Consider the following 12072-nt stretch of genomic DNA (forward strand, 5'->3'; position numbering starts at 1 on the left):
GGGACACGGAACGGGGGCCGAAAGCCTCGCACCCGTCAGGCCGGGCGGCAAGGCGCGGACTGCGTGCTGCTGCGGGCGCGGAACGGTGACGTCACCGCCACCTCGCCGTGAACGGGGGCCGCTCCGGCGGCGAACCGGCACGGGCTCCGTCGTCGTCGCCACCGCGGAGACGCCACCAGGTCTCCGAAATGTCCGACGCCGACGCTGCCGCCGCTGCGCTGCGGATGTGTCGTGTCCCGGCCGTGGCTGCCGCGCCGGTGCCGGCGGTGGTCTCCGCGCAGCGGGCGTGGGCGTCGCCGCAGCCGCCGCCGAGGCGGAAGCCGACGACGTACTGGCGGCCGGGGCGGAGCAGGTCGCAGGGCCGGGTGCACCGGGGCGAGCGCCCGGCGGTGCGGTTCGCCGCATGGGTAGCCTGCATCACCATGATGCGCGCTTGGATCCTGCCGGTGCTCCTCGTCCTCAGTGGCTCCGCCGTCGCGGCCGGGCAGATCGCCACGGGGAGCCCCGGTACGGGCGCAGCCCTCCTGCTGGCCTTCCTGGCGCTCGCGGGCGTGGACTCGCCCCTGGTCTTCCCGAGGTCGATCGGTGCGCGCGAGGCCGAACGCCGCAGCGCGGTCGACGGCCGACCGGTGGTCCTCCAGCGGCCGGGCTGCAAGTACTGCATACGGCTGCGCGTCCGGCTGGGGGGGCAGCGCCCGGCAGTTGCACTGAGTCGACATCTGGCGCGACCCGGAAGGAGCCGCACAGGTGAGAGCGGCCAACGACGGCAACGAGACCGTGCCGACCGTCGTGGTGGCGGGCCGACCGCACACCGACCCCGATGTCGGCCGGGTGCGCGACCGGCTTTCCTCCTCCGCGTGATCCTCCGCGCGTGATTTCGGAGAACTGCCGGGTCCCGGCTGCTGGTTCGGCGTATCCGCCCGCCCTGAACGCGTCCGCGCGGCCCGTCGGTCAGCCGAGGCCCTCGACCATGCGGAAGTCGCGCTCGGCGCAGTCGGCGAGGACCACCAGCGCCTTCTGGTAGGCCTCGCTCTCGTACGCCGCGACGGCCCGGTCGAGGCTGTCGAACTCGATCAGCACGACGCGGTGCGTGTCTCCGGCCTCGCGGGCGGCGACACGGCCGCCACTGGCCAGGACTCGCCCGCCCCCGGCCTCGACGGCCGGACCGGCCAGCCTGTCGTAGGCGGCCAGCCGCTCGGGGTCGGAAACGGTGCGGTAGACACTGACCCAGTAGCCCTTGGGCATGGACACCTCCTGTGTCCGGCCGGAGCCGTCCGGCCGTGAAGTGGTACGCGGACACGTCCCGGGCCCGGCGGGACGGAAGTCGGCGAAGCGGGGCGCGCCCGGTTCGAGCGGTACGCGCGCGGCGCGTGCGGCGAAGCTGACGGCGTGGTACCACCCGCACAGCAGCAGCAGATCCAGTAGCTGGAGCTCGTCGAAGACGGACGCGAGCCGGGTCCACAGCGCGTCATCGATGTCGGAGCGCTCGTGCAGCGCGTCGACGGCGAGGACGAGCAGCCGTTCCCGCTCGGACGTCCAGCAGGCGTCGGCGGGGCCGCCGTGCACCAGGGAGGCCGCCTGTGCACGGGTGAGACCGACCCGTTCGGCGAACGTCATCATGTGCACGCCCCACTCGTACTCGCAGCCGCACAGCGCACAGGTCCGGTCGATGGCGATCTCGCGTTCCCGCATGCTCAGGGTGAGCTGCCGGCCCAGCTCGTAGCGTCCCCATCCGTGCATGGCACCGGCCATCGGGAGGTTCCGAGCGAACAACCGGAACAGCCCGATCGGCGGTGCCTCCCCGGGCATCATGCGCGCGAGCAGCGCGCCGGCCCGGTCGTCGAACGGCGGTTCCAGCAGGGCCAGTCGCGACATCGGCACTCCCGTCGGCGGTGCTTCGATTTTCGCATCACTATGCTGCTTCGAGAAGCGAAGCGCAAGGGAGGAGAGGGGAACATGGGAGCCGGAACACCGCGGCCCGGCGTACCGGTGCGGGGGTCCTCGTCGGGACGTCCGGTCATGGCCGCACTCGATCTGCTGGGACGGCGCTGGACGCTGCTCATCCTGTGGGAGCTGAGCCAGGCCCCGGGCGGCTTCCGCGAGTTGCAGCGCCGGTGCGGGCGCATGTCCTCCAGCGTCCTCAGCACCCGGCTCGGCGAGCTGGCCGATGTCCGCCTGGTCGCGCTGCGCGAGGACGGCTATCACCTCACCCGGCTCGGCGAGGACCTCGTCGAGTCCCTCCAGCCGCTGTTCGTGTGGAGCCGGCGGTGGGCGGCGGAGTCGGACGCCGGTCCGGCACCGGGGGCCCCGCGCCACGACGCGTAGGTGCGGACCGCGCCCGCAACGACCGTGACGACCGTCACTGCCGTTACGGGCGTCCGCACGTTTCGACCGGTTCGTCGGGGACACCCGACCTCACAACGGACCAGTACACAGTCGTCCACCACACCACCGGGAGCTGATCATGGCAGCAGACGAGAAGTCCAAGGCCAAGTCCGAGCAGGCCAAGGGCAAGGTCAAGAAGACCGTCGGCCAGGTGGTCGGCAACGAGCGCCTGGAGAACGAGGGCCGCGCCGAGGAGACCAAGGGCGACGCCCGCCAGGCCAAGGAAAAGGGCAAGGACGCGCTGAAGGGCTGAGCTCCGGCTCCCCGGCACCGGCGACCTCCGTCGCCCCGTCGTCCGGCCCCCTCCCGCTGCGGGAGGGGGCCGGACGCATGCGCGGGCCGGGTCGTCGGTCAGGCCGGCACGGGCGCGGGAGCGGGCAGGCAGCGCCCGATGGCGCGCCGGGCGCGCGACGCAGTCCTCCTTCTCGCCGACCGGGGCGACGTGGTGCAGCGCGCTCTCGGCGGCGGCCTCGCCCACGGGGCGGGAGACGATCCACCCGCACCGTGCCCACGCCGCACGACCCGCTGGGCCGGGTCGTACCGGCCGCCGGCCGCGCCCGCCTGATCGGGATCGCCCGGCGGTACGGTCCTCTCCTCACCCAGGACACCCCCTGCGCCCGCCCGGCCGAGGACCCGTCCCCGCCGCCGGCCGTGACCGTCCCGGACATCACCGTCCACGTCTCGGGGCCGCCCAAGAGCTTCGCCACCGGCCCGCGGGTCGGCTTCGTCCTTGGCCCGGCCGGGTTCGACGCCCGCCGCTCGACGCCGCGCACCGTGCTTCGGCTCGTCGAGGAGGACGCCCGCGCCCGACCGGACCAGGCCGGAAGGGGTTCCGCCGGGCGTGCTTGGATGGGCCCGTGGCCCAGACAACCGAAACCCCGTTCGTCGGCCGGACGGACGAACTCGCCCGGCTCACCGGCGTGCTGGAGCGGGCCGTGGCCGGCGACCCGCGCGCCGTCCTCGTCGCCGGGGACGCCGGCGTCGGCAAGACCCGCACCCTGACCGTGGCCGCCGCGCGCGCCGCCGCCACCGGCATGACCGTCCTGACCGGGCACTGTGTGGACCTCGGGGACGTCGGCCTGCCCTACCTCCCCTTCACGGAGATCCTCGGCGCGGCCGCCGCCGACGAACGGCTCGCCCCGGCCTTCGCCGCGTACCCCGCGGTGCGGCGGCTGATCGGCACGGCCACGGGGACCGGCCCCGCACCCGACGCGGGCGGCCGCCTCCAGCTCTTCGAGGGCATCGCCGGCCTCCTCGCCGACCTGACGGCCCTCGCCCCGCTCCTGCTGGTCGTCGAGGACCTCCACTGGGCCGACCAGTCCTCCCGGGACCTGCTGCGCTTCCTGCTGAGCCGGGGCGTCCTGCAACGGCCCACGCCCGGCGCCCCGCCCCACCGGCTCGCGCTCTTCGCCTCGTACCGAACGGACGACCTGCACCGCCGCCACCCGCTGCGGCCCCTGCTCGCCGAGCTGGTCCGGCTGCCCGCCGTCGACCGGCTGGAACTGCGCCCGCTGGCCGACGCCGACGTGGCCCGGCTCGTGCACGCCCACCGCACGGGCCCCGTCTCCGACACCGCGGTACGGCGCATCGTGGAGCGCGCCGAGGGCAACGCCTTCTACGCCGAGGAACTGCTCGCCGCGCTGCCCGGGGGCGGCGGAGCGGCGGACCCGGCCGCCATGCCCAGCGGACTGGCCGACGTCCTGCTCATCCGGGTCGAGCAACTGTCGGAGACCGCCCAGCAGGTCCTGCGCACGGCGGCCGTGGCCGGGCGCCGGGTCGGGCACGACCTGCTGCGCGACGCCGTGCGACTGCCGCAGGAGGAGCTGGAAGCGGCGCTGCGCGAGGCGGTCGGCCACCAACTGCTGGTCACCGACGACGCCATGACGTACTCCTTCCGGCACGCCCTCACCCGCGAGGCCGTCTACGCGGATCTGCTGCCCGGCGAACGGGTCCGACTGCACGGGGTGTTCGCCGCGCTCCTCGCCGGGCCGGGCCGTTCACCCGCGAGCGCGGCCGAGCGGGCCCACCACTCCCGCGCCGGCCACGACCTGCCCGACGCGCTGGCCGCCTCCCTCGAAGCCGCCGACCACGCCCAGCACCTGCGCGCACCCGCCGAAGAGCTGCGCCACCTGGAGGCCGCGCTCGAACTCCTGGCCGTGGTGGACGCGTCCGCGCGCCCCGGGCACAGCGACCCGGTCACGCTCACCCTGCGCGCCTCGGCCGCCGCCGCGCACGCCGGGGACCCCCATCGCGCGGTGCAGCTCACCCGCTCCGCGCTCGCGCGGGGCGGCTCGGAAGTCGACTCCGAACTCGCCGCCCGGGTGCGCTACACCCTCGCGGACAACCTGATCAGGATCGACCAGTTGGAGGCCGCGTTCGCCTACAGCAGCGAGGCACTCGCCCTGATCCCGGCCGAGCCGCCCTCCCGCACCTGGGTGTGGGCGGCCGCGACCCACGTGATCGCCGCCCGGTCCGTGGGCCGCGACGCGGACGCCGGGCGGGTCGCCCGACAGGCCCTGGACGTCGCCGAACGGCTCGGGCTCGCGGACGCCCGGGCCGACCTGATGATCTCACTGGTCGCCCTCGAACCGCCCGGCCGGCGCAGCGAGCGGGGCCGCGAACGACTCGACGAGGCCCGCGAGCTGGCCCGTGCCGCGGGAAACCTCCAGGTGGAGATGCGGGCGCTGTACCACCTGGCCCTCGGCTGCTACGAGTGCGGCGTCATGGACGCGTGCCTGTCCCGGGTCGGCGAAGGACTCGACCGCGCCCGCCGCGCGGGCCTCCTCTCCTCGCAGTACGCCGTGGAGCTGCACTACCTGCGGTCCCTGCTGCTCTACACCCTGGGCCGCTGGGACGCGTGCGTACGAGCGGCCGCCGACGTCACCGAGCTCACCGCCTCCGGTTTCGCGGCCGCTCCCGCGCTGTACGTCGCCCTGGCGCGCGGCGAGACGGACGCGGCGGTCGCCGGCGCCCGCGCACTGCTGGACGGCCCCCCGGACTGGATGGTCTCGCTCGTCACGAGCGTCGTGCTCGTCGACGCGGCCGCGCAGCGCGGCGACGCCGAGGAGTGCGTACGGCAGTTGGGCGCCGCGGTCGACACCCTCGCGGCGGGCGTGCCCACCGACAAGCCCGACGTGCTGGTCCGGCTGGCCGCGCTCGCCCTGTCGGCCGTCGCGGACGCCGCGGAGGAGGCCCGCCGCGCCGGTGACGCGGAGGGCGCCGGCCGCTGGACGCGGACCGCGGCAGAGCTGGAGGAGCTGGCCCGGACCACCGCCGCCCACGGGGACGGCACCGAGCTGGGCCCGGAGGGCCTGGCCTGGCTGGCCCGCGCCCGGGCCGAGGCGGTGCGCGCCGCCACCGGCCCGGACGTCGCCGCCTGGGAGCGGGCGGTGACCGCCTTCGGCTACGGCGAGCCCTACGAACTCGCCCGCTGCCGCAGGCGGCTCGCCGAGGCCCTGCTCGCCGCCGGCCGCCGCGACGAGGCCGCCGAGCAGGCGTACGCGGCCCGGGACACGGCGGTGCGGCTCGGCGCCGTACCGCTGCGGGACGCCCTCGACGCCCTGGTACGACGCGGACGGCTGGCGGACGCACCGGCCGCCGGGGAGCGGATCGCCGATCTGACCGCCCGGGAGAGCGAGGTGCTGCGGCTGCTGGGCCGGGGCCGCACCAACCGCCAGATCGGCGAAGAGCTGTACATCAGCGGCAAGACGGCGAGCGTCCACGTCTCCCACATCCTCGCCAAACTGCGTGCCGCGAGCCGCACCGAGGCCGTCGGCATCGCCTACCGCGAGGGCCTGATCGAACCGGAGTCCGGCGCTTCGGCCTGAGCGCCGCCGGGCCGTCCCCCTGCACAGCCGCCGTCGCAGGGGGACGGGCGCGGTGGGGCGGGGTCAGTGCGGGACGGGGCACACCCCCGAGGCGACCGTGTTGTAGCTGGGCGCGGCCAGCAGGGCCGTGCCCTTGCCGAGCTGGTTGAGGATCTCGTCGGACAGCAGGTCCTGCTGGCCCTTGAGCGCGTCGGCGACCTTGGTGTCCTTGGGGAAGACCATCTCGGCGGCGACGTTGTCCTGCACGATCCGCGCGAGGTTGTCGAGCGCGGTGAAGACCGGGTCCGCGGGCGTCTCCAGGCCCGGCAGGTCGATCAGGTGGGTGGCGACCTTGGCCGCGTTCATGCAGTCCTTGAGGATGATGGTGTTCTGGTTGAGGACGCTCGTGGTCCACTGCGACAGCACCACGCAGTACAGGTCGGCCCACGCCGCCTCGCCGACCTTGGTGCGCCAGGTCTTCATGATGTCCTGCACGCCCTTGATCTGGGCCTGCGAGGCGTGCTCCATGTTGACGCGGATGTCCGGGTAGACGCTGCCGGAGAACGCCTCGAACGACGCCATGTCGAACGTCTTGGCCGCGACGGAGGTGCTGATGAACTTCAGGCCGGCGGTCAGGATGTTGCCGCAGGACGTCGCCAGCGCCGGGGGCAGGCCGGCGGAGGCGAGCTGGCGGCGGGCGGTGGCGAGCCTGGTGGCGTACGCCTGGAGCGGCGGGATCCACGCGGTCGACTTGTCGTCGTTGAACGCGACCATGACGAGGTCGTGCGGGTCGATGCGGTTCGCGTTGGGCAGGTTCGGGATCTTGTCCGCCAGGTAGGAGGCGATCACGGAGAAGATGCCGAGCGGGACGTGAGCGATGGACTTCGCCAGCTCGAACGTCTCGGACACCGGGTTGGCGGACTCCTGGCCGTCCTTGGTCACGAGGGTGAACCGGCCGCCCTTGGCGTCGTTCTGCACGACGACCACGGGGGAGAGGTGCTTGATCAGCTCCGCCTTCAGGGTGGCGTAGTTGGAACGCATTCCGGCGTTGACGGCGAGCATCGAGGAGCGCGCCGTCTGCTGGCTCACCGCCTCGGCGGCCCCGCCGGCCTCGGGCGGCGGAACGTCCGCGAAGCTCGGCGACGCGGCGCTGCCGAGCAAGGCGGTCGCGCCGATACCGGTGGCACTGCCGATGAATCCTCTGCGGGTAGCCATCTTCGTTTTCTCCATAAGGTCTTGCCGGGACGTTGTCGGTGGTTCTGCACGGGGGGAACTGGCGCGTTGGGGGGAAGCGAAAACATGGGGGGACCTTCGCAGTGGGGGTGTGTGGGGGCGTGTGGGGGCGGGGGCGCTGCCGCGGCCGTCGGCGGGGGAAGGAGACCAGGTCCCTTCCCCCGCCGAGGACGGCTGCGCGGAGCGCTACTTGAGGTCGGCCTGCTTCGGCACCACGACGCCGAAGCGGTCCTGGATCGTGGCGAGCGCGGCCTCGTGGACCTGCTTCGCGGGAATGCCGTCGGGGTTGCCGTTGACCGGCAGCGGCCGGGTCGCGGAGGCGTCGCCGACCACGGTCGGCCGGTAGCCGTTGTAGACGGCGCCCTCGGTGGTGAACAGGGTGCACATGTGCGTCATGAAACCGGCGATGATGACGTTCTTGCGGCCGGTCTTCTTGAGCTCCTTGTCGAGCTCGGTGTCGTGGAAGCCGTTGGGGACGGCCTTCTCCACCACTGCCTCGCCCCTGACCGGCTTGAGCGCCGGGATGATCTGCCCGGCCTTCGACTTGAGGTCGTAGCCCTTCTCGACGATGTGGACGACCGGCGTCCTGGCCTTGCGGGCCCGCTCCAGCAGGGCCTTGGTGTTGTTCACCGCCTCGCTCCAGCCGGTGAGCTCCATCGTTCCGCCGGTGTAGACGTTCTGGTAGTCGACCAGCACCAGCGTGGCGTTGGAGAGCGTCGCCGGCGTCTCGTCGAGCTTCATGAGCTGACGCAGCGTCGTGGTGTTCTTCGCGACGTTCTCGCCGGCGGTCGGCGCGGCGGACGGCGACGCCTTCGCGTTCTGCCGGTCGGTGCCGGTGGCGGCCTGGGTCTCCCCGCCGCACGCGGTCACGGTGACCGCGAGCAGAGCGGTGGCGCCCAGGGCGACGAGCGTGCGCAGCGGCTTCATCAGACGATCTCCTTCTGGGAGGCGACGACGACCCCGTACAGGTCGGCGATGGTGGCGAGGGCGCCCTGGTGCACCTGCTCGGCCGGGACCTCGGTGCCCGCGACGGGCAGCGAGCGGGTGGCGGTGGCGTCGGCGGCGACCGTGGGACGGTTGCCGTTCAGGAACGCGCCCTGTGCCGTGAACGCGACACACATGTGGGTCATCCAGCCCGCGATGACGACGTCCTGGCCCTCGGTGAGGTGACGGGCCAGGTCGGTGCCGACGAACGCGTTCGGGACCTCCTTGACGACGACCGGCTCGCCGTCGACGGGGGCGACCTTCGGGTGGATCCGGCCGATCTCCGCGCGGATGTCGTACGGAGTTCCCTCCCCGCCGTCGTTGATGACGTGCACGACCTTCGTGCCGGCCGCACGGGCCCGGGCCAGCAACTGCGCGCCGGCGTCGAGGGACTCCTGCCACCCGTCGAGCTCCATCACGCCCCGGGTGTAGGTGTTCTGGAAGTCGATCAGGACGAGCGTCGACTCGGCCAGCTTCGCGGGCGCCTGGTCGAAGCCGTTCAGCTCGCGCAGCGTGGTCCTGGGCATGGGTGTACCGCCTTCGTGTCGCGTGGGAGAGACACAGCCCGCCACCCCGGATCTGCCGGTCGGGCGGCTGTGTCCACCACGCTACGAGCTCAACCCGATGTCAACAATGACCTCTAACATGCAGATACCGACGTGCGGTCCGGAACCGTACGGCGGCAGCGCCGGCATCGGCAGCACCAGCCTCAACACGATTCGCAGCACCAGCAGGAGGAAACAGTGGCGGACACCGCGCGACGGCTCGTCGTGATCGTGATCTTCGAGGGCGTGGACCTGCTCGACGTCACCGGGCCGCCGGAGGTGTTCGCGCTGGCCAGACGCGAGACCGCCGAGGCGGCCGGGTACCGGGTGGTCCTCGCCGCCGAGACCATGGACCCGGTCACCACCGGCGCCGGCGTCCGCGTCCTGCCCGACCTCACCTTCGACCAGGTCGCCGCGCGCGGCATCGACACGCTCATCGTCCCGGGCGCGGTGGAGGTCGACGGCGAGGGGCGCGTCCACCCCCTCGTCGAGCCCGCACTGGTCCACCGGGTGAAGGAACTCGCCGCGCGGACGCGGCGGATCACCTCGGTGTGCGTCGGGGCGCACCTGCTCGCCGCCGCCGGACTGCTCGACGGCAAACGGGCCACCACGCACTGGTCGACCGCGCAGCAACTGGCCGCCGACCACCCGGAGGTGGAGGTCGACGCCGACCCGATCTTCATCCGCGAGGGCAATGTGTGGACCGGCGCCGGCATCAGCGCCTGCCTGGACCTCTCGCTCGCCCTGATCGCCGACGACCTCGGCGAGGCCGTCGCGCTGCGGGTGGCTCGCCAGCTCGTGATGTACCTCAAACGCCCCAGCGGACAGAGCCAGTTCAGCGTTCCGCTGGAACAGGTCTCCACGACCCGGCGCATCGAGGACCTGCGCCACCACATCCTGCGTCATCTCTCCGAGCCGCTCACCGTCGTGGACCTGGCCGCCCACGCCCACGTCAGCGACCGGCACCTGACGCGCCTGTTCAAGACCGAACTGGGCATGACCCCGCACGCGTACATCGAGTCGGTGCGCGTCGAGAAGGCCCGCCACGAACTGGAGTCCTCCGACGCCACCCTCGACCGGATCGCGTCCCTGTGCGGCTTCGGCACCACCGACACGCTCGTACGGGCCTTCCGCCGCCGGCTGAACACGACGCCGACCGAGTACCGGCGCCGGTTCCGGGTCCCCCAGGTCTCCTGACCGACGCCCCGCCGAGGGGCTGGTTCAGAGGGCGGGAGCCTTGTCCAGGTAGGGGTTCGCGGGGTCCGGGACGCGGGTGACCGAGGCGGCGTCGAGCGCGAGCGAGGCGGAGGTGGTGCCGAACGTGCCGCCCGGCCGCCAGGTGCCGGTGACCCGCACCCAGGTGTCGGCGGGCGGTGCTTGCGCCCCGTGCACGGTGACGCTCAGGGACTGGGAGTCGGCGGCGCAGCAGGAGACCAGGAGGCGGGTCAGCCGCCAGGTCCCGGCCTTGTCCCCGGCCGGGTCCCGGACGGGAGTGACGAAGCCCTGCACGACCAGCGTGCGGCCCTTCAGGCTTCCGCTCCCGTCCTGCTGGAGCCGGGCGACCAGTTCGGTGAGGGACAGGGGCACCGGGCGTCCCGCGGCGGGCAGCGGGTCGAACCGCCCGTAGTCCTGGACGAGTTGCGGCTGGTCGCGGGAGGCGGTGTACGAACCCAGGGCGGGCGGGGCGAAGAGCAGCAGGAGCAGCGCCGGGGGCAGCAGCAGCCAGGCCACCCGCGGCCCGCGGGAGTGGTCGTGGCCGTGCTTCTCGCCGTGGGTTCCGCCCCCGCCGTCACCCTCGTGCCCGGGCACGTCCTGAGGCGCGCCCGCGCGGGGAGCCGGGCCGCCCGCCCCGGACGGCGCCGGCTCCTCGGCGCCCTTCCCGGCGACCCGCTTCCGCACCCGTGGCACGACATCGCGCGCCACCCCCACCAGCCCGAGGGCGGCGAGCAGGAACCCGGTCGCGATCAGGAACGGCTGGGCGCTCTCCTTCACGTACCGCAGGCACACGTCGCTGAACAGCGAGATCCGCAGGACCGCCGTGCCGAGGACCAGCAGAAGAAGCGGCTGGGCGTGGGGTCTCACAGCAGCCACCATCCGGTCAGCGCGGTGCACACGACGGCCGCGACGGCGGTCGCCGCCGAGAAGCGCCAGGCGAACGCCCGGCCGAAGGTCCCCGCCTGGAGGGCGATCAGCTTCAGGTCGACCATCGGCCCGACGACCATGAACGCCAGCCGGGCGGTCGGGGAGAAGCCGGTGAGCGAGGCGGCCAGGAAGGCGTCCGCCTCCGAGCAGACGGCCAGCACGATCGCCAGCGCGGCGAGGAAGAGCACCGAGAGCCAGGGCGACGACGAGAAGGTCTCCAGCACCGACTTCGGGACGGTGACGTTGAAGGTGGCCGCGGCCGCCGCGCCCAGCACCAGGAAACCGCCGGCGTGCAGGAAGTCGTGCTGGAAGCCGGTCCGGAACTCCTCCAGGCGGCTGCCGCCGTGCTGGTGACCGGTGTGCCGGGCGGGCATCCGCAGCCACCGGTCACGTCCGAACCGCAGCCAGAGCCAGCCCATCAGCACGGACGTCGCCAGCGAGGCGACCAGCCGGGCCGCCACCATCTCCGGGCTCGTCGGAAAGGCGACCGCCGTGGACACCAGGACGACGGGGTTGATCGCGGGAGCCGACAGGAGGAAGGCGAAGGCGGCCGACGGGGTCACTCCGCGCTGGATCAGACTCCTGGCGACCGGTACCGACGCACACTCGCAGCCCGGCAGCACGATCCCCGCCGCGCCCGCCACCGGAACCGCGAGAACGGGATTGCGCGGCAGCGCCCTGCCGAACACCTGGGCCGGCACGAAGGCGTTGACCGCGCCGGATATCAGCGTGCCCAGCAGCAGGAACGGCAGGGCCTGCACGAGAATCGCCACGGTGATCGTCTGCCAGGCGCGGAAACCGGGGCCGGTGAGCAGTTCGTCGCCCCCGGCGGCCCAGGCGATCGCGCACACGGTCACCACCGACGCGGCGCCCGCGGCCCGGACGGAAGCCGGGGTGCCCCGGCCCGGTGAGCTGCCCGGCGGGGCCTGGATCAGGCCGGTGGGCGGTTCCATGGGGGCTCCGGAGCGTAAGGCGAA

11 protein-coding genes and 2 pseudogenes are annotated in these 12072 nt (G+C 73.5%); 5 read left to right on the plus strand and 8 right to left on the minus strand.

Translation table 11 applies throughout. From position 1 onward, the window contains the following. Window positions 1-91: 91 nt before the first annotated feature. Window positions 92-424 carry a hypothetical protein gene (locus tag ACZ56L_RS22960; protein ID WP_471065921.1) on the minus strand — a complete coding sequence of 111 codons (333 nt, stop codon included), beginning with the start codon at window positions 422-424 and terminating at the stop codon, window positions 92-94. Between ACZ56L_RS22960 and ACZ56L_RS22965 the strand changes: the two are divergent. Further along, window positions 423-861, plus strand: a pseudogene (locus ACZ56L_RS22965) (glutaredoxin domain-containing protein). The gene ACZ56L_RS22960 and the pseudogene ACZ56L_RS22965 overlap by 2 nt on opposite strands. A 90-nt stretch (window positions 862-951) precedes the next feature. Here the strand turns inward: ACZ56L_RS22965 and ACZ56L_RS22970 are convergent. Both ACZ56L_RS22970 and ACZ56L_RS22975 read right to left on the minus strand, forming a co-directional pair. Continuing rightward, window positions 952-1245, minus strand: a complete 294-nt coding sequence (locus ACZ56L_RS22970; RefSeq protein ID WP_471066289.1) for a DUF1330 domain-containing protein — start codon at window positions 1243-1245, stop codon at window positions 952-954. A 279-nt stretch (window positions 1246-1524) separates the two neighbouring features. Beyond that, a pseudogene (locus tag ACZ56L_RS22975) lies at window positions 1525-1875 on the minus strand (carboxymuconolactone decarboxylase family protein); the annotation flags it as partial. 81 nt (window positions 1876-1956) lie between these two features. On the opposite strand from ACZ56L_RS22975, the gene ACZ56L_RS22980 reads away from it, so the two are divergent. The 3 genes from ACZ56L_RS22980 (at window position 1957) to ACZ56L_RS22990 (ending at window position 6212) form a co-directional block, all read left to right on the plus strand. Continuing rightward, complete coding sequence (locus ACZ56L_RS22980) at window positions 1957-2325, plus strand: winged helix-turn-helix transcriptional regulator (protein WP_345219618.1); 369 nt, start codon at window positions 1957-1959, stop codon at window positions 2323-2325. A 139-nt stretch (window positions 2326-2464) separates the two neighbouring features. Then, complete coding sequence (locus tag ACZ56L_RS22985) at window positions 2465-2638, plus strand: CsbD family protein (protein WP_345219619.1); 174 nt, start codon at window positions 2465-2467, stop codon at window positions 2636-2638. Between the two features lie 604 nt (window positions 2639-3242). Next, on the plus strand, window positions 3243-6212 hold the full coding sequence (locus ACZ56L_RS22990; RefSeq protein ID WP_471065924.1) for an ATP-binding protein: 2970 nt from the start codon (window positions 3243-3245) through the stop codon (window positions 6210-6212). A gap of 63 nt (window positions 6213-6275) precedes the next feature. Here the strand turns inward: ACZ56L_RS22990 and ACZ56L_RS22995 are convergent, their stop codons facing one another. From ACZ56L_RS22995 to ACZ56L_RS23005, 3 genes are all read right to left on the minus strand, one after another. After that, complete coding sequence (locus ACZ56L_RS22995) at window positions 6276-7406, minus strand: hypothetical protein (RefSeq protein WP_345219622.1); 1131 nt, start codon at window positions 7404-7406, stop codon at window positions 6276-6278. A 204-nt stretch (window positions 7407-7610) separates the two neighbouring features. Continuing rightward, window positions 7611-8351, minus strand: coding sequence for a cysteine hydrolase family protein (locus tag ACZ56L_RS23000; protein ID WP_471065926.1), 741 nt, complete (start codon window positions 8349-8351; stop codon window positions 7611-7613). Then, the gene (locus tag ACZ56L_RS23005) at window positions 8351-8935 is read right to left on the minus strand and encodes an isochorismatase family protein (protein ID WP_345219624.1); all 585 of its coding nucleotides are present in this window, start codon (window positions 8933-8935) and stop codon (window positions 8351-8353) included. Before ACZ56L_RS23005 ends, ACZ56L_RS23000 begins: the two co-directional genes overlap by 1 nt. A 216-nt stretch (window positions 8936-9151) precedes the next feature. Between ACZ56L_RS23005 and ACZ56L_RS23010 the strand changes: the two genes are divergently transcribed. After that, window positions 9152-10150, plus strand: coding sequence for a GlxA family transcriptional regulator (locus ACZ56L_RS23010; RefSeq protein ID WP_345219625.1), 999 nt, complete (start codon window positions 9152-9154; stop codon window positions 10148-10150). A gap of 24 nt (window positions 10151-10174) precedes the next feature. Here the strand turns inward: ACZ56L_RS23010 and ACZ56L_RS23015 are convergent, their stop codons facing one another. After that, window positions 10175-11035: a TIGR03943 family putative permease subunit gene (locus ACZ56L_RS23015; protein WP_471065929.1), complete on the minus strand. Its 861-nt coding sequence runs from the start codon at window positions 11033-11035 to the stop codon at window positions 10175-10177. Next, window positions 11032-12048: a permease gene (locus tag ACZ56L_RS23020; protein ID WP_345219627.1), complete on the minus strand. Its 1017-nt coding sequence runs from the start codon at window positions 12046-12048 to the stop codon at window positions 11032-11034. The genes ACZ56L_RS23015 and ACZ56L_RS23020 overlap by 4 nt, the downstream gene beginning before the upstream one ends. Between the last annotated feature and the right edge of the window lie 24 nt (window positions 12049-12072).

This window comes from Streptomyces sp. NPDC039736, assembly GCF_055596485.1.